This window comes from Nocardioides sp. Z30_9 (assembly GCF_058215735.1).
Genome location: NZ_JBZAJF010000002.1, coordinates 1,574,254 through 1,591,100 on the forward strand (window position 1 = coordinate 1,574,254; position 16,847 = coordinate 1,591,100).

Sequence of the window (16,847 nt, forward strand, 5' to 3'; positions counted from 1 at the left end):
GGCTACTCCTGGTGGTGACGGCTGGACTCGTGGGCGGTTGCTGGGACGACCAGTCGCTGTCCTGGCCGGATCAGGTCCGGGTCGGGTCCGATGACGTGTCGGTTGCGGTGGTGGACCCGCTCCACGAGGGCGGCGACCTCCGCCGTACGGGCGTCAGCCGGGAGGCGACGCTCTGCGATCCGCCACAGCGCGTCGCCCGGCCGGACCAGCACCCGCTCGCGGACCTCGACGACGCCACCCGTGGGCCGGGCGGGGGGCCGCAGGTCGGCGCCGGCGGCCGGTGACCCGGGGGCGGCGACCAGCGCGATCCCTACTGCGGCCAGCAGCGCCCGGCGCAACGACGGCGGACAGGCCACCCATGCGGTGGCGCGCAACCGGCCCGCGGAGGCAGCCTCGACGGTGGCGGCCGCGCACAGCAGCGCACCCCACGCAGCTGCCCCGAGCAGCATCCAGGCGGCGCCAGCGGCCAGCAGGTGGTCGAACCCGTCGGGGGCGGCGTGGCGCAGCGACTCGGTCAGCGCCGCCACACCCCGCACCGCGACGAGGCTCAGCAGGAGCAGCCCGGCAGCCCTGGTTCGCGGCAAGAGGATCTGTTTCATGCTCGATGCTTCCGTTTGCTTGCGTTTGCATCAGTCAAGGCCTGCAGTAGACCAGTGTCAATCGCTCGTCCACAGCCGGTTTGCTCCGACGGGGAAGGGGCACCACAGGTGGCATGGGTTGGGAAGAGTCGATGTTCGCGGTGTTCGAGGACCTCGAACAGCAGGCCACGGGTCTGCAGCTCGCGGAGCGTGACGCGGAGGTCGCGGACCTCAGCGTCGCGGAGTACTCACGGATCACCCTGGCTGCCCGGCTGCACGCCTCCGTCGGGATGCACCTGCGGATGCGCCTGGTGGGCGGTGCCCAGGTGGCCGGGCGGCTGGCCAGGGTCGGCGAGGACTGGCTGCTCCTGGTCGACCACAGCGCCGAGTGGATCGTGCGCCGCGACGGGGTCGCCACCCTCTCCGGCCTGTCCTCACGAGCCGACAGCGAGGAGACCTGGACCGTGATGGACCGGCTCAGCCTGCGCGCGGTGCTCCGACGGATGTCGAGCGTGAACGAGAGCTGCCAGGTGCACTTCGCCGACGCCCATCACTCCCAGGGCCGGGTCGGGCGCGTGGGCAGGGACTTCTTCGAGCTGCACGTGGGCGAGGGGGAGAGCCGTAGCGTGCAGGTCGTGCCGGTGATGGCCGTCGCTGCGCTCCAGGGGCGCACCGAGTGAGCGGACCTCAGTCCTTGGCGGTCGCTGACCCCTCGACGAACGGGTGCTCGTCCACGAACCGGTCGGCGTCGGCGTACGCCCGCTCGATGTAGGCCTCGAGCTCGCTGGCCTCGACCCGCCACTGACCCCGCCCCCCGATCTTGAGGGCACGCAGCTCCTTGCGGCGGACGAGTGCGTAGACCTGTGCGCTCGAGGTGTTTAGGATCTCCGCCACGTCGGCAAGCTGCAAGAACCTCGGGGTCGCGCTCATGTGCCCCACTGTGCCAGTGTTCACGTGCGGTTGCGAGCGGACGACACACGTTGCCTGTGGATGGCTCCACCGAGGAAGGGGCACACGCGATGACGACGGTGCTGCAGCAGGAGACCGGGGCACCACGCGCGGTGCGGCCCCGTCCGCCGGGCTGGCGAAGCCCCCGGCTCGTCCTCGGGATCGTGCTCGTCACCGGCTCGGTCGTGCTGGGTGCGCGGCTGCTCGCGGCAGCCGACGACACCGTCGGGGTGTGGGCGCTGAGCCGCAGCCTCCCCGCGGGAGCCGCCGTGGAGGCGGGCGACCTGGAGCGGCGCGAGGTGCGCTTCCCGGACGAGGCCACCGCGGACGGCTACCTCTCCAGCGACGACGACCTCCCCGTGGGCACGACCCTGAACCGTCCGGTCTCCGCCGGGGAGCTGCTGCCGCGCTCGGCGTACGCCGCGACCGATGACGCGGGCCTGGTCGAGGTGCCGATCAGCGTCGTCGCCGACGACCTCCCGGCCACGGTCAGGCAGGGCTCGGTGATCGACGTCTGGGTCGCGCCCAAGGCTCCGGCCGCAGGGGAGGACCGGCCCCGGGCCACCCCGGTGCTCACCGACGTGGTCGTGGTGGCGGTGCCCCGCAGCTCCGAGTCCCTCGCGCCCCAGACGACGCGCCAGGTGATCGTCGGTGTTCCCGACTCCCGCAGCTCGGCCCTCGGGTCCGCGCTGGGAAGCATGTCCGAAGGACGCGTCGTCATCGCCCGGAAGGGCTGAACCGGTGGCCGAGCGGGTCACCGTCCTCCTCGCCGCCGCGGGCGAGCCCTGGGAGGCCTCGGCGCTGGGCCTGCTCGGCGACGACGACGCCAGCGTGGTGCTCAAGCGGTGCGTGGACCTGACCGACCTCCTCGCCAGCGCCGCGACAGGGGAGGCCGACGTCGCGGTGGTCTCCGGGGACCTGGGCGGTCTCGACGCGGACGCGGTGATGCGCCTGCTGCGCGACGACGTGCGCTGCGTCGCCGTCGGTGGGGACGCGGACGGGCTCGGCCGGATCGGGGTGGTGGCAGTGGTTCCCCGGGCCGACCTCGATCAGCTGCCCGACGCGGTGGCCACGGCCGGCTCCCGCGAGCTGGTGATCGACCCCGAGCCGGTCGCCGACGGCCGGCTGGAACCCATCGAGGCGTCCGGCCGGCTGGTCGCCGTACACGGTCCTGCCGGCGCCCCGGGGCGCACCACGCTCGCGATCGGCCTCGCTGCTGAGCACGCCCACCGCGGCGACCCCACCGTGCTGGTGGACGCGGATCCGCACGGCGGGGCGGTGGCGCAGCACCTCGGGGTCCTCGACGAGGTCTCGGGCCTGCTCGCGGCGGCCCGACTGGTCAACGCCGGGTCCCTGGACGCGGCTGCCTTCGCGCGCTGCCGGCGCCGGGTGGGTGACCACTTCGAGGTGCTCACCGGCCTGCCCCGTCCCGACCGCTGGGTGGAGGCACGACCGGGGGTGCTCGACGCCGTCCTGGAGAGTGCGCGCGAGGTCGGCGACGTGGTGGTCGACACCGGGTTCAGCCTCGAGGACGAGGCCGACCTGGGGCGTCACGTGTCGCGCAACCAGCTCACCCTGGACGCCGTCGGCGCCGCGGACCACGTGGTGGCGGTCGGAACCGCCGAGCCCACCGGGCTGGCCCGACTGGCGCGCACCCTGGTGGAGCTGCGCGACAGCACCGATGCGCCGGTCACGGTGGTGGTCAACCGGATGCGGGACTCGCTGGGGTGGAGCCGGCGCGACATCACCGGCATGGTCGAGGGCTACGTGCGCCCGGCGGGGGTGCACTTCCTGCCCGAGGACCGCGCCACGACCGACCGGGCGCTGGTGGCGGGTCGCGCCCTCACCGAGCTGGGTGACTCAGCGCTGCGTCGCGCCGTGGCCAAGGTGCACGACTCGGTGCTTGCAGGTCACAAGCCGCCCATCAGCAGGTAGAGCCCGGTGGCGGTGTAGAAGACCATCACCATCAGCATGCCGATCTGCCCGGTGACCTGGTGCCTCGCGGGGAGCAGCGCGATCGCCCTGTCGTGGGCGGCGATCACGCCGACCACGTGGCCCGTGATCACCGCGAGCACCTTGATCACGGCGAGCAGCGTGGGGTGGAACGAGAGCCAGTAGTTCACCGACAGGTCCGCCGTGCCGAGCAGGTTGTCGCCGCGCACGAGCGGGTCGCTGAGCTGGATCAGGGTGACCTGGCCCTGCTCGAGCAGGTAGGTCAGGTAGTGCGCGGTCATGTAGCCCACGATGATCGGGATCACCGAGTGCGCCAGCCGGCCGGGCAGCTCGCGGCGGCGTACGGCGCGCGGGCCGGTGCGGTCGACGCCGGTGGACATCGCCGCCACGCAGAACGTGAGGGCGACCACCAGGCAGAACACCAGCATCGCGACCGAGTTGACCAGCGTCGAGTCGAGCCCGACGTCGCGGACGAACCGCTGCCACTGGATCGTGTCCTTGTAGCTGTCGAAGGCCGTGGAGCCGAACAGCACCGCGACCACGGCGACGAGGCCGGGGCGGGGGACGACCGTCGCGAGATTGGCCAGGGGGCTGCGCACGACGAGCCGGCCGTCCTCGCGGCCCCACACCGAGAGCTTCGCGACCAGGTTGGAGTAGACCTCGAAGGGGTCGGCGCGCTCGAACCACTCCTCGCCGAACACGGCCGCACCGATGAGCATCAGGGCGAGGTAGCCGGCCAGCCAGACCCGGACCGTGCCCAGGTAGGCGCTCTGCGGGTTGACCAGCTCCTGCCACACGAACGCGAACAGGCCGGCCGCGGCGGGCCAGTAGCCCAGCTTCGCCGGGTAGGTCACCAGGCCGACGCGGGGGTCGCCTCCGGTGACCTTGGCGAGCAGCAGGTTGAGGGTGCGCACCGGGCTGAACGCGCGGACCACCGGGCCCAGGAGGAGCGAGGCGGGGACCAGCCCCACCCACACCAGCACGTAGAAGGTGCCCAGCGCGGGGTTGTTGACCAGGTCGGGACCCCAGACCAAGGCCCAGGCGACGTAGCCGAAGAACGCCAGGCCGAGGACCCGGAGCGTCCAGGCGAACCAGCCGCTGTCGACCACGCCGGCGAGCGCCGCCGGGGCGGGGCGGCCGCGGCGGGTGTCCTCGTAGCGGGGCTTGCGCCAGGCCAGGGCGAGGACGCAGAAGGAGACGACCAGCGCGGCGATCGCTGCGGCGACGGCCAGGTCGAGGGGGAGGGGCAGGTCCTTGGCGCCCCCCAGCCCGTGCATCGGGACAACGGCCGGCACCAGGCCGACCACCTCGCCGGTCACGGGGCTCAGCGCACCTGGAGCTGCACGACCAGCTGGTGGAGGTCGTGGGACTCCACCTCGACCACTCCGGGCTTGTCGATGGTGAGCTTGTGGTCGGAGGTGCCCGCGGGGTAGGCGATCTCCTGCTCCGGGGAGCTGTGCACGTGCAGCTCGCCGGCCTCGTCAGCGACCACGTGCAGGGTGAACGGCTTGCCTGCCTCCACCTTCTTCACGACTCCGTCAGGGGTGACCTTCCCACCCTTGAAGGTGATGTCGATCGTGGTGCCCTTCGGCTTCGCGGGCTCCTGGGTGGGCTCCGTGGCGGTGGGGGTCTCGCTCGGCGCGCTGGTCGGCGCCTCGGAGGACTTCGGCTGCTCGGCCGAACCCGAATCGTCGCTCCCGCATCCGGCTACCAGGAGCCCGAGGACTGCGGTCACCGCGACCGCGCCGGTGCGAAATGGGAGTGGCATATATTCCTCCATCTGGTGGTACGGGCGTTCGGTCCGGTCCTGCGCTCTGCCAGAATCCCATGTGGCCCAACGGTTCCGGGGTACGGGGTCGCGTGATCATGAGCACTGTCACAGGTTCTCCGGATGGAGGTGGGTGAATGCGCGAGCGGCTCCGCGCGAGCGATCTCGCCCTGCTGGCGGAGGAGACTCCGCACACGCCGATGCACAACGCCACCCTGGAGATCTTCGACCCGGGTGACTCGGGCTTCGACTACTCGGCCCTGCTGACCCACATCGACGACCGGATCGCGTTCGTCCCGCGCTACCGCCAGCGCATCCGCCGGGTCCCCGGGCGCCTCGCCAACCCCGTCTGGGTCGACGACGAGGACTTCGACCTCGCCTACCACGTACGGCGCTCCGCGCTGCCGCGCCCGGGCACGCTGGACCAGCTGCGCGAGCTCACCGCGCGGATCATGTCGCGTCGCCTCGACCCGGACCGCCCGCTGTGGGAGATGTACTTCATCGAGGGGCTCGAGGGCGGCCGGGTCGCGCTGCTCTCCAAGTCCCACCAGATCCTCGTCGACGGCATCTCGACCGTCGACCTCGGCCAGGTGCTGCTCGACGTCGACCCGGGGCCACGACAGCTGGTCCTCGACGACTGGCGGCCCGAGGACGAGCCCACTCCCACCAGCCTGGCGCTCAGCGCCCTGGTCGAGTCGGCGCGCGACCCGCTCGTCGCCGTGGCCACGATGCGCAGCAACGCCGAGGCAGTGGGCCGCACGTTCTCCGGTGTCGCCGCCAGGGCCGGCTCGGTGGCGGGGTCGCTGTCACGTCGGCGGCCCGCGATCGACTCGCTGTTCAACATCGAACCGTCCGCCCAGCGCCGGCTGGTGTGCGTGCGCACCTCGCTCAAGGACTACCGCAAGATCCGCCGGGTCCACGGCGGCACCGTCAACGACGTGATCCTGGCAACGCTGTCCGGGGCCGTCCGGGCGTGGCTGATGACCAGGTCCGAGTCGGTCCCTGCGGGGCGCAGGCTCCGGGCGCTGGTGCCGATGAGCGTGATCGACGAGGAGCTCGAGCCGACGTCGCTGGGGTCCCAGGTCGTCGGGCACCTCGTCGACCTGCCGATCGGCGAGGGCTCGCCCGTCGTACGCCTGCACCAGGTCTCCTACGCGCTGCGCGCCCACAGCGAGACCGGTCGGGCCGTCGCGGCCGACCGGATCGCCGGCGTCGCCGGGTTCGCGCCCACCACGTTCCACTCGCTGGGTTCGCGAGTGGCCTTCAAGGAGGCCCGCGGGAGCGTCAACCTGGTGATCACCAACGTCCCCGGCCCCCAGTTCCCGATGTTCCTCGCCGGTGCCGAGATGGTGGAGACCTACCCGGTGCCGCCGCTGTTCCCGGGGTTCTCGCTCTCGGTGGGAGTGACCTCCTACGACGGCGCCGTCTACTACGGGATCAGCGCCGACCGCGACGCCCTCCCGGACGTCGACGTGCTGGGGCTGTGCGTGCGCGAGGCCCTCGACGAGCTGGTCGACAGCGCCAGCGAGAGCCGCGTCCGCGCCCCGCGCGGGCGCAAGAATCCCGGCAAGCCGTGAGTGTTCGCATCTACGTGCCCGCGACCCTGCGCACCCTCGCGCGGATCAGTGAGCACGGCGGGATCGGACCCTCGCCGGTGCACGCCCACGCCGTGACGCAGTGGCTGCGCGCGGAGTGGCCCGAGGCGGACGAGGAGGAGCTGGCGTACGCCGCCCTGATGGCCGCCGCCGACGACGCGGCCGCAGCGCTCGCTGCCGCCGGTGAGGACGAGGAGGATCGGCCGCGCCGGGTCGTGCTCGTCGCCGAGGTCCCCGGCGTCGTGGAGGACCCCGAGTCCACGGCGGTCACCGCCGACTCGGCCATCTCCCTGCGGGTGGTGGCGGCCGTGCATGCCGACACCGAGGACATCGACCCCACCGCCGGCGACGAGCTCGGCGACCTCGGCTGGTTCGGCGTCCAGGAGATCCCCGAGCTGATCGAGTAGGCCCGGGTGCCACGGGCCGGCCTGCCACGGTGTGGACGGTCCCTGCGCTCGGGTTGGTCGCGCTCGGCGGTGTCTGAGAACATCGCGAGCATGGATGCGATCACCACGCCCCCCGCTCCGGTCAACGAGGCGAACCTGAACTACGCCCCCGGGAGCCCCGAACGGGTCGCCGTCGAGGCGGAGCTCGCGCACCTGGCCGCCAGCCCGGTCGACCTCACCGCGACCATCGGCGGCCGCAAGCAGCTGGGCGGCGGCGCGGAGATCCAGGTCGTCCAGCCGCACGACCACGCGAGCGTGCTCGGCGTACTGAAGAACTCCACGAAGCGTGACGCCCAGGCCGCGGTGAGGGCCGCCAGCGAGGCAGCCCCCGCCTGGCAGGCGATGTCCTTCGACGACCGGGCCGCAATCATCCTCAAGGCCGCCGACCTGCTGGCCGGCCCGTGGCGGGCGCGGCTCAACGCCGCCACCATGCTCGGCCAGTCCAAGACGGTGTGGCAGGCCGAGATCGACGCCGCGTGCGAGCTGATCGACTTCTGGCGGTTCAACGTCCACTACGCCCGCGGCATCCTGGCCGAGCAGCCGATCGCGAACAGCCCCGGGGTGTGGAACCGCACCGACCACCGGCCGCTGGAGGGGTTCGTCTACGCGATCACGCCGTTCAACTTCACCGCGATCGCCGGCAACCTGCCCACGGCGCCGGCGTTGATGGGCAACACGGTCATCTGGAAGCCCTCACCGACCCAGCAGCTCGCCGCGCACCTGACCATGGAGCTGCTCGAGGAGGCCGGGCTGCCGCCGGGCGTGATCAACATGCTCCCCGGGGACGGTCTCGAGGTCTCCGAGGTGGTGCTGAACCACCGTGACCTCGCCGGCATCCACTTCACCGGGTCCACGCCCACCTTCCAGAAGCTGTGGGCGACGGTGGGGGAGAACCTGACCGGCTACCGCGCCTACCCGCGGATCGTGGGCGAGACCGGCGGCAAGGACTTCATCGTCGCGCACCCCTCTGCCGACGTGGACGTGCTCCGGGTGGCGATGATCCGCGGCGCGTTCGAGTACCAGGGGCAGAAGTGCTCGGCCGCCTCGCGTGCCTACGTGCCGCGGTCGGTGTGGAAGAAGCTCAAGGACCAGCTGGTCGCGGAGACCGAGAACCTCACGATGGGCAACGTCACCGACCTGTCCAACTTCATGGGCGCGGTGATCGACGACCGGGCGTTCGCCAAGCACAAGAAGGCGATTGCGCGAGCCAAGCGCTCCCAGAAGCTGGACATCCTCGCCGGCGGGCAGGTCGACGACTCAGTGGGCTACTTCGTGCGGCCCACGATCGTGGAGTCGAGCGACCCGACGGACGCGGTCTTCAGCGAGGAGTACTTCGGCCCGATCCTCGCCGTGCACGTCTACGACGACGACCGCTTCGAGACGGTGGTCGACCAGATGGAGTCGTTCGCGCCGTACGCCCTGACCGGTGCGGTCATCGCCCAGGACCGCGAGGCGATCGCGTGGACGATGAACCGGCTGCGGTTCGCGGCCGGCAACTTCTACATCAACGACAAGCCCACCGGGGCCGTGGTCGGCCAGCAGCCCTTCGGTGGTGCCCGCGCCTCGGGGACCAACGACAAGGCCGGGGCTCCCGGCAACCTGACGAGGTGGGTCTCGGCGCGCTCGATCAAGGAGACGTTCGCGCCGCCCAAGGACCACCGTTACCCACACATGGGCTGATCCCGTGACACCACTCGAGACGGCGCTGTACTCGCTACCGCAGCACCTGGGTCCGCTGCACCCTGTCGAGCAGGCCCTGACCCTGGCTCTCGCCTTCGGCCCCTTCCTGCTCCTCGGCCTGACCATCTGGCTCAGTCGCCGCCGCGACGCCCGCGAACGCGCGGCCGAGGCGGAGGGGACTGGAACCGAGTCCGGGACTGGGCGCAGGCACGACCCCGACAATCCGCCGACCGGGCACTGACGTCCCGCTGTACGACGGCGAGCGGGCACAAAAGGCGTTGCGGTCGTCACTAGGGTCAGCACATGAGCCTGACCCCACGCGCCGAGGCGCCCCTGTCCGGTAGCGAGGCGGAGGTCTTGCGGGGCTTCCTCGACCACCACCGCGACACGTTGCGGTGGAAGACCGGAGGCCTGGACGCCGACCAGCTCGACCAACGCCTGGCGCCGTCGACGATGACCCTGGGTGGCCTGCTCAAGCACATGGCCTATGTCGAGGACTGGTGGCTCAACCAGGTCTTCGCCGGGCGTCCCGAGCCGGAGCCGTGGGCATCGGCGGACTGGCAGGCGGACAATGACTGGGAGTGGCACACGGCGACGGACCACACGCCGGACGAGCTCCGCGCGCTGCTGGACGAGGCGGTCGCTGTCTCAGAGGCGATCGTGACCGAGGCGCTGGCTGCGCCCGAGGGACTCGATGCACTGTCGGTGAGGAGCAGCAATCGCCAGCCGGACCAGCGGTTCAGCCTGCGCTGGATCCTCTTGCACCTGATCGAGGAGTACGCGCGGCACAACGGCCACGCCGACCTCCTGCGGGAAGCGGTGGACGGCCGGGTGGGCACCTAGCGCCCGCTCGGCGTCGTACGGGCTAGGGGCGGGACAGCCAGTCGACGCCGACCTCGTGCTCGGCGCGGAGCGCGCGGCTCAGGAGGCCCGCGACCAAACCCTCGATCTTGCCGCCGATCAGGGGGATGTTCACCTTCACGGTGATGTTGACCGTCTCGGTGGTGCCGTCGGGGTCCTCGGTGAGCATCGCGGTGCCGCTCATCTCGCCGGGCTTGCCGGGGATGGAGACGTGGATGTTGCCCTTGGCCGGGGCGGTCCAGTCCTCGGTCTGGACGATGTTGATCTCGTCGCCGACGAACTTCCTGGCGAAGCTCGGAATCCCGTCGGCGGCCTGGACCTGGTCGATCTTGACGGTCATGCCCTTGCCGTCGCTCTCGATCTGGACCGTGTGCCGCAGCACGTGCTGGCGGTCGCAGACCTCCTCGCGGAAGGCGGGGTCGGCGAGCATCCGGTGCACCTGCTCGAGGCTGGCGCCGTCGTACCTGAGCTCCTCGGAGACCTTCTTCATGCCTGCGTCCTCTCCAGCCACGCGACTCCGGCCGCGTGCTCCTTGTCCATGCCGTTCGCGACCAGGTCGCCCATCAACGCCTCGAGCTTGCCGCCGAGCAGCGGCACCTTCACCTTGACCTCGACGTCGAGGACCTCGGTGGTGCGGCCACCGGACTCGGTGAGGCTGAGCGTGCCGGAGATCGAGGTCGGCTTGCCGGGGGTCTCGATCGTGATCGTGCCACCGGCGGGGGAGTCCCACTGCTCGGTCTGCACGGCGCGGGTGGTGGCGCCGGCGAACTTCTTCGCGAACCCGGGCACGCCCTCGGTGGGCTGCACCTGGTCGACGACCACCAGCATCCCCTCGCCGCTGGGCGTGATCGTGACGTCGGCGGAGAGCACGCCCATGGCGTCCGCGGAGGCCTGGCGGAAGGCAGGGTCGGAGAGCATCGCGAAGACGTCGGCCAGGGGCGCGTCGTAGGCGATCTCGTGTCGAAGGTGCATGTCCGCATCATGGTGCATCCGGCGGGCTGGGGCGTCGGGGGCGCGCATAGGTTGGCCCCATGGAAGAAGAGAACTTCGTGTCCTTCGGCGAGGAGGCGGCCCGGGAGTCACGCCAGCTGACCTACGGCAGCTACCTCCGGCTGCCGCAGCTGCTGGACGCGCAGCACCTCGAGTCGGATCCGCCGGCGCACGACGAGCTGCTGTTCATCACGATCCACCAGGTCTACGAGCTGTGGTTCAAGCAGCTCCTGCACGAGGCGGAGACCGTGCGCGACGCGCTCGTCTCCACCGATGCCGCGAGCGAGGGCCGCGACCTGTGGTTCGCCCGGCACCTCCTGGGCCGCATGCACGTGATCGAGCGGGTGCTGGTGCAGCAGGTCGACGTGCTGGAGACGATGACGCCGCAGGACTTCCTCGCGTTCCGCCAGCAGCTGGCCCCGGCGAGCGGGTTCCAGTCGGTGCAGTTCCGCGAGCTGGAGTTCCTCTCCGGCGCCAAGGACGAGGGGTACGTCGACCGGTTCCGCGGTCTCACCGAGGCAGAGCAGGACCGGCTCGCCCGGAGACTCGAGGAGCCGACCCTGTGGGACGGCCTGGTGCACGTGCTCGGGGAGGCCGGGCTCGACATCTCCAGCGACGAGGCGATCACCTCGTCCCTGCGCGAGGTCGCGCGGCAGCGGTCGGCGTACTCCGACATCTGGGGACTGGCCGAGGCGCTGCTCCAGCACGACGAGCTGGCCGCCGCGTGGCGCGCCCGGCACGTGGTGATGGTGGAGCGGATGATCGGCTCCAAGACCGGCACGGGCGGGTCGAGCGGCTCGACGTACCTGCGCAGCCGGCTGGACCTGAAGTACTACCCCCTGCTGTGGGAGCTGCGCTCGGTGCTGTGAACGACGGGCTCGCGAGCGATTCTCGGGGCTCGCCTGAGCGAGCCACGTTGTCGCGCGACCTCCGCGGGCATAACGTCGAGGAGGTGACGGCGCTTGAAGAAGGCAAGTCCGAGCTGCTCTCGAGCCTGTGTGCCTACGCGGCCTCGAGGCCGGCCAGCCCCGAGGTGGCTGACGACCTGCCCGGCGTGCTCCGTGCGTTCTACCGCCACGTGGCCCCCGAGGACCTGGTGGAACGCGCACCGGGTGACCTCTACGGCGCGGTGATGGCGCAGCTGCGCCTGGCCGAAGATCGGCCGCAGGGCACGGCGAGCGTGCGGGTGTTCACCCCCAGCCCCGCGGTCAACGGCTGGTCGGCCCGCGGGCACACCGTCGTGCAGGTGGTCACCGACGACATGCCGTTCCTGGTCGACTCGGTCTCGATGGCGCTGAACGCCGAGCAGCTCGCGATCCACCTGGTCATCCACCCCCAGTTCGTCGTACGCCGAGACGTGACCGGCCGGCTCCACGAGGTGCTCGACGAGCACGCCGCGACCGATGCGCACGACGTGGGCCGCGAGTCGTGGATGCACCTGGAGATCGACCGCATCCCCGACGAGCAGACCGGCCCGATCACCGAGAAGCTGACCAAGGTGCTGGGCGACGTGCGCGATGCCGTCGAGGACTGGCAGCGGATGCACGCCCAGGTGGACAAGATCGTCGACCAGCTCGAGCAGGACCCGCCCCCGCTCCCGGCCGAGGAGATCGAACTGGGCATCGAGCTGCTGCGCTGGCTCGGTGACGACCACTTCACCTTCCTGGGCTACCGCGAGTACGCGCTGGAGGCGACCGCGGAGCCCGGCGACGGGGCGGGGGAGCGGCTGGTCGCGGTCCCGGGCACCGGCTTCGGCATCCTGCGTGCCGACCCCTCGGCGCCGAGGCTGCTGCCCGAGGCGGTGGCCGCGCGCGCACGGGACAAGCAGCTGCTGGTCCTGGCCAAGGCCAACTCCAAGGCGACCGTGCACCGGCCCGCCTACCTCGACTACGTCGGGGTGAAGAAGTTCGACAGCGACGGCGAGGTGATCGGGGAGCGCCGGTTCCTGGGGCTGTTCTCCTCGGCGGCCTACACCGAGTCCGTGTCCCGGATCCCGGTGCTGCGCGAGAAGGCCGAGGCGGTCATCGAGACCCTCGGCCTCGACCCGATGTCCCACGCAGGCAAGTCCTTGATGGACGTGCTGGAGACCTACCCCCGCGACGAGCTCTTCCAGACCCCGGTCGAGGACCTGGTGCCGATCGCGTCGCAGGTGATGTACACCCGCGAGCGCCGCCAGCTGAAGCTGTTCGTGCGCCGCGACATCTACGACCGCTTCCTGTCCTGCCTGGTCTACCTGCCCAAGGACCGCTACAACACCAGCGTCCGCGAGCGCATCGCTGCGATCCTCAAGCAGCAGCTCGGCGGGGAGAACGTCGAGTACACCGCGCACGTCGGGGAGTCCTTCGCCGCGCGGCTGCACTTCGTCGTACGCCCACCGGTCGGTGAGCAGATCGGTGACGCCGACGTGCCCGACCTCGAGCGGCGGCTCGCGGAGGCGGCCCGGTCCTGGCGCGACGACTTCACCAGCGCCGTGGTCACGGAGTACGGCGAGGAGCAGGGCAGCCGGCTCGCCCGGAACTACGCCACCTCGTTCCCGGAGGCCTATAAGGAGGACTACCCGCCGCAGAGCGGTGCCGTCGACCTCGGCCGCCTCGAGGAGATCGAGGGCGAGGTGGGGTTCGCGCTCTCGCTCTACGAGGACGTCAGCGCCGCGCCCGGACAGGCGCGGTTGAAGGTCTACCGGATCGGTCCCGCGCTCTCGCTCTCCGAGGTGCTGCCGATCCTGTCCACCACCGGCGTCGAGGTGGTCGACGAACGGCCCTACCAGCTCGAGGGCCTGGACCGGGAGTCCTACATCTACGACTTCGGGCTGCGCTACCCGGAGGCGTTGCCCGACCACGCGCGCGAGCTGTTCCAGGACACCGTGACCGCGGTATGGGACGGCGCGAACGAGAGCGACGGGTTCAACGCCCTGGTCCTGGCTGCCGGGCTCACCTGGCGGCAGGCGAGCGTGCTGCGGGCCTACGCGAAGTACATGCGCCAGGGCGGCACCCCGTTCGCGCAGGACTACATCGAGGACGCCCTGCGCAACAACGTCGCGATCACCCGCTACCTGGTCCGGCTCTTCGAGGCGCGCTTCGACCCCGGGTCGCCGGCTGCGGACCGGGGCCGGGGCGGGACCGGGGACGCGAACGGGGACGCGAACGGGGACGCGAACGGCCAGCTGAGGGCCGACAGCGAGAGCCGTACGGCGATGTGCGCGGACCTCGAGTCGCGGGTGCTGCGCGCGCTCGACGACGTGACCAGCCTGGACCAGGACCGGATCCTGCGGTCCTACCTGACCAGCATCAAGGCCACGCTGCGCACCAACTTCTTCCAGACCGACGCGGACGGCCGGCCCCTGGACCGGCTCGCGCTGAAGTTCGACCCGGCCGCCATGCCCGAGCTCCCCGAGCCGCGTCCCAGGTTCGAGATCTTCGTCTGTTCGCCCCGGGTGGAGGGGGTGCACCTGCGCTTCGGGGCGGTGGCCCGTGGTGGGCTGCGCTGGTCGGACCGACGCGACGACTTCCGGACCGAGGTGCTCGGGCTGGTCAAGGCGCAGATGGTCAAGAACACCGTGATCGTGCCGGTGGGCGCCAAGGGCGGCTTCTTCTGCAAGCAGCTGCCCGACCCGTCCGACCGCGATGCCTGGATGCGCGAGGGGGTCGCTTGCTACACCTCGTTCATCTCCGGCCTGCTCGACCTCACCGACAACCGGGTCGACGGGCCGCAGGGCAGCGTGGTCGTCCCGCCGGCGCGCGTGGTCCGCCACGACGGCGACGACCCCTACCTGGTGGTCGCGGCCGACAAGGGCACCGCGACCTTCAGCGACATCGCCAACCAGATCGCGACCGACTACGGGTTCTGGCTCGGGGACGCGTTCGCCTCCGGCGGCTCGGTCGGCTACGACCACAAGGCGATGGGGATCACCGCCCGCGGCGCCTGGGTCTCGGTGCGCCGGCACTTCCGCGAGATGGGCATCGACTGCCAGAACGAGGACTTCACCGCCGCGGGCATCGGTGACATGAGCGGTGACGTGTTCGGCAACGGGATGCTCTGCTCCGAGCGGACTCGCCTGGTGGCCGCCTTCGACCACCGCGACATCTTCCTGGACCCGAACCCGGACGCGGCCACGTCGTACGCCGAACGCAAGCGGCTCTTCGACCTGCCGCGCTCCTCGTGGCAGGACTACGACCGCTCGCTGATCTCCGAGGGAGGCGGCGTGTGGTCGCGCAGCGCCAAGTCGATCCCGCTCAGCGCCGAGGTGCAGGCAGCGCTGGGGATCGAGGCCCGCAAGCTCACCCCGGCGGAGCTGATGCGCGCGATCCTGGTGGCACCGGTGGACCTGCTGTGGAACGGCGGCATCGGGACCTACGTGAAGAGCGCCCGCGAGAGCCATGCGGAGGCCGGCGACAAGTCAAACGACGCGATCCGCGTCGACGGCGGCGAGCTGCGCGCCCGGTGCGTGGGGGAGGGCGGCAACCTCGGGTTCACCCAGCGCGGCCGGATCGAGTACGCCGCCCGGGGTGGCCGGATCAACACCGACTTCATCGACAACTCGGCCGGGGTGGACACCTCCGACCACGAGGTCAACATCAAGATCCTGCTCGACCGGGTGGTCACCGACGGCGACCTGACCCGCAAGCAGCGCAACGAGCTGCTGGCCTCGATGACCCACGAGGTGGCCGACCTCGTGCTGGCCGACAACTACCAGCAGAACCTGGCGCTGGCCAACGCGTCCTCGCAGGCGCCGGCCCTGCTGCACGTGCACGAGGACTGGATGCGCACGCTCGAGCGCGCCAACCTGCTCAACCGCGAACTGGAGGCGCTGCCGACCCGCAGCGAGGTGGCCCGCCGGCTCGAGGCCAAGGAGGGACTGACCGCACCCGAGCTCGCCGTGCTGCTCGCCTACACCAAGATCGTGCTCGCCGAGGACCTGATCGACAGCGACCTGCCCGACGACCCGTTCTTCCGGGGGGAGCTGTTCTCCTACTTCCCGGCGAAGATGCGGCAGGGCTACCGCGGCCCGATGGAGAAGCACCCGCTGCGCCGCGAGGTCGTGGCCACGCAGGTGGTCAACCAGCTGGTCAACAACGCCGGGATCACCTACTTCCACCGGCTCTCCGGGGAGACGTCCTCGACGACTGCCGAGCTGACCCGGGCGTTCTTCGCGGCCCGGGAGATCTTCGGGGCCGCGCGCCTGCAGCGCCAGGTGGCCTCCTTCGACAACCGGCTCGACGCGTCGGTGCAGACGCGGATGCGGCTGGAGATCCGCACGCTGGTCGAGCGGGCCTCGCGCTGGCTGCTGAACAGCCGCCGCGCCTCCGGCGACGCCGAGTCGCTGGTGGACGCGTTCGAGGTCGTGGTGGAGAAGGTGATGGCCGAGCTGCCGCTGCTGATGACAGGGCGCGAGCTCGAGGCGTTCGAGTCCAGGCGCGACGACCTCGTGGCGCGTGGAGTGCCGTTGGAGCTGGCCGTGCACGTGGCGGTGTGCCAGCCGGCGTACATGCTGCTGAGCGTGGTGGAGACCGCCACGCGCGACGACCTCGACCCGATGGAGGTCGCGCGGGTGCACTTCGAGGTCGGCGAGCGGCTCGGCCTGCCGCTGCTGGTCTCGCGCATCCTCGCCCTTCCGCGCCAGGACCGCTGGCAGACGATGGCCCGCGCGGCGCTGCGCGACGACCTGCACGCCGTGCACGCCCAGCTCGTCGCCCAGGAGCTCGCCGGCCACGTCCCGCCGGAGAAGGACACCGAGCGGGCCGTGCGGACGCTGCAGGAGATCTGCTCGGAGGAGGACACCGACCTCGCGCGGCTCTCCGTGGCGCTGCGGGTGGTGCGGGGACTGCTGTAGTGCGCCGGGTCAGTCGACCTCCTCGAGCAGCCCGGTGCCCACGTCGAAGACGAACCCGCGCACGGAGTCCTTCTTCGGGATGAACGGCGAGGCCTTGATCCGGGCGATCGACTGCCGCACGTCCTCGCCGAGGTGTCCGGATCGTGAGCGCCGGGGGAGCAGCACCTGGCGCCGGGTGCGCCGGGCACGCGGGGATAG

Annotated in this window: 17 protein-coding genes; 10 read left to right on the top strand and 7 right to left on the bottom strand. The window is 71.3% G+C overall.

Features of this window, described 5'->3' with window-relative positions:
* Nucleotides 1-2 precede the first annotated feature (2 nt).
* On the bottom strand, nt 3-599 hold the full coding sequence (locus AC4BGB_RS18335; RefSeq protein ID WP_490548388.1) for a LysM peptidoglycan-binding domain-containing protein: 597 nt from the start codon (nt 597-599) through the stop codon (nt 3-5).
* Between the two features lie 113 nt (nt 600-712).
* Between AC4BGB_RS18335 and AC4BGB_RS18340 the strand changes: the two genes are divergently transcribed.
* Nucleotides 713-1,258 carry a hypothetical protein gene (locus AC4BGB_RS18340; protein WP_490548389.1) on the top strand — a complete coding sequence of 182 codons (546 nt, stop codon included), beginning with the start codon at nt 713-715 and terminating at the stop codon, nt 1,256-1,258.
* Nucleotides 1,259-1,265: 7 nt separating this feature from the next.
* Here AC4BGB_RS18340 and AC4BGB_RS18345 read toward each other — a convergent pair whose 3' ends face one another.
* Complete coding sequence (locus AC4BGB_RS18345) at nt 1,266-1,508, bottom strand: helix-turn-helix domain-containing protein (protein WP_490548390.1); 243 nt, start codon at nt 1,506-1,508, stop codon at nt 1,266-1,268.
* 89 nt (nt 1,509-1,597) lie between these two features.
* Here AC4BGB_RS18345 and AC4BGB_RS18350 point away from each other — a divergent pair, with 89 nt between their 5' ends.
* Both AC4BGB_RS18350 and AC4BGB_RS18355 read left to right on the top strand, forming a co-directional pair.
* The gene (locus AC4BGB_RS18350) at nt 1,598-2,263 is read left to right on the top strand and encodes a hypothetical protein (RefSeq protein WP_490548391.1); all 666 of its coding nucleotides are present in this window, start codon (nt 1,598-1,600) and stop codon (nt 2,261-2,263) included.
* A 4-nt stretch (nt 2,264-2,267) separates the two neighbouring features.
* Complete coding sequence (locus AC4BGB_RS18355; RefSeq protein ID WP_490548392.1) at nt 2,268-3,461, top strand: CpaE/TadZ family protein; 1,194 nt, start codon at nt 2,268-2,270, stop codon at nt 3,459-3,461.
* On the opposite strand, the gene AC4BGB_RS18360 is transcribed toward AC4BGB_RS18355, so the two are convergent.
* Complete coding sequence (locus AC4BGB_RS18360) at nt 3,437-4,798, bottom strand: hypothetical protein (RefSeq protein WP_490548393.1); 1,362 nt, start codon at nt 4,796-4,798, stop codon at nt 3,437-3,439. The genes AC4BGB_RS18355 and AC4BGB_RS18360 overlap by 25 nt on opposite strands.
* Before the next feature lie 5 nt (nt 4,799-4,803).
* Nucleotides 4,804-5,247, bottom strand: a complete 444-nt coding sequence (locus AC4BGB_RS18365; protein ID WP_490548394.1) for a hypothetical protein — start codon at nt 5,245-5,247, stop codon at nt 4,804-4,806.
* 137 nt (nt 5,248-5,384) lie between these two features.
* Between AC4BGB_RS18365 and AC4BGB_RS18370 the strand changes: the two genes are divergently transcribed.
* The 5 genes from AC4BGB_RS18370 (at nt 5,385) to AC4BGB_RS18390 (ending at nt 9,811) form a co-directional block, all read left to right on the top strand.
* On the top strand, nt 5,385-6,824 hold the full coding sequence (locus tag AC4BGB_RS18370; RefSeq protein ID WP_490548395.1) for a WS/DGAT/MGAT family O-acyltransferase: 1,440 nt from the start codon (nt 5,385-5,387) through the stop codon (nt 6,822-6,824).
* On the top strand, nt 6,821-7,249 hold the full coding sequence (locus tag AC4BGB_RS18375) for a DUF6912 family protein (protein WP_490548396.1): 429 nt from the start codon (nt 6,821-6,823) through the stop codon (nt 7,247-7,249). The genes AC4BGB_RS18370 and AC4BGB_RS18375 overlap by 4 nt, the downstream gene beginning before the upstream one ends.
* 90 nt (nt 7,250-7,339) lie before the next feature.
* Nucleotides 7,340-8,968, top strand: a complete 1,629-nt coding sequence (gene pruA, locus AC4BGB_RS18380) for an L-glutamate gamma-semialdehyde dehydrogenase (protein WP_490548397.1) — start codon at nt 7,340-7,342, stop codon at nt 8,966-8,968.
* Between the two features lie 4 nt (nt 8,969-8,972).
* The gene (locus AC4BGB_RS18385) at nt 8,973-9,209 is read left to right on the top strand and encodes a hypothetical protein (protein ID WP_490548398.1); all 237 of its coding nucleotides are present in this window, start codon (nt 8,973-8,975) and stop codon (nt 9,207-9,209) included.
* A 62-nt stretch (nt 9,210-9,271) separates the two neighbouring features.
* Nucleotides 9,272-9,811: a DinB family protein gene (locus AC4BGB_RS18390; RefSeq protein WP_490548399.1), complete on the top strand. Its 540-nt coding sequence runs from the start codon at nt 9,272-9,274 to the stop codon at nt 9,809-9,811.
* Nucleotides 9,812-9,833: 22 nt separating this feature from the next.
* On the opposite strand, the gene AC4BGB_RS18395 is transcribed toward AC4BGB_RS18390, so the two are convergent.
* Together AC4BGB_RS18395 and AC4BGB_RS18400 are read right to left on the bottom strand one after the other, a co-directional pair.
* A complete protein-coding gene (locus AC4BGB_RS18395; RefSeq protein ID WP_490548400.1) occupies nt 9,834-10,319 on the bottom strand; it encodes a DUF2505 domain-containing protein in 486 nt (161 codons plus the stop codon).
* Entirely contained in the window at nt 10,316-10,801 is a 486-nt protein-coding gene (locus AC4BGB_RS18400) for a DUF2505 domain-containing protein (RefSeq protein WP_490548401.1), read from the bottom strand. Before AC4BGB_RS18400 ends, AC4BGB_RS18395 begins: the two co-directional genes overlap by 4 nt.
* 59 nt (nt 10,802-10,860) lie before the next feature.
* On the opposite strand from AC4BGB_RS18400, the gene AC4BGB_RS18405 reads away from it, so the two are divergent.
* Together AC4BGB_RS18405 and AC4BGB_RS18410 are read left to right on the top strand one after the other, a co-directional pair.
* On the top strand, nt 10,861-11,688 hold the full coding sequence (locus AC4BGB_RS18405; RefSeq protein WP_490548402.1) for a tryptophan 2,3-dioxygenase family protein: 828 nt from the start codon (nt 10,861-10,863) through the stop codon (nt 11,686-11,688).
* Nucleotides 11,689-11,771: 83 nt separating this feature from the next.
* Entirely contained in the window at nt 11,772-16,649 is a 4,878-nt protein-coding gene (locus AC4BGB_RS18410; protein WP_490548403.1) for an NAD-glutamate dehydrogenase, read from the top strand.
* Nucleotides 16,650-16,658: 9 nt separating this feature from the next.
* On the opposite strand, the gene AC4BGB_RS18415 is transcribed toward AC4BGB_RS18410, so the two are convergent.
* On the bottom strand, nt 16,659-16,814 hold the full coding sequence (locus AC4BGB_RS18415; protein ID WP_490548404.1) for a hypothetical protein: 156 nt from the start codon (nt 16,812-16,814) through the stop codon (nt 16,659-16,661).
* Nucleotides 16,815-16,847: the final 33 nt, after the last annotated feature.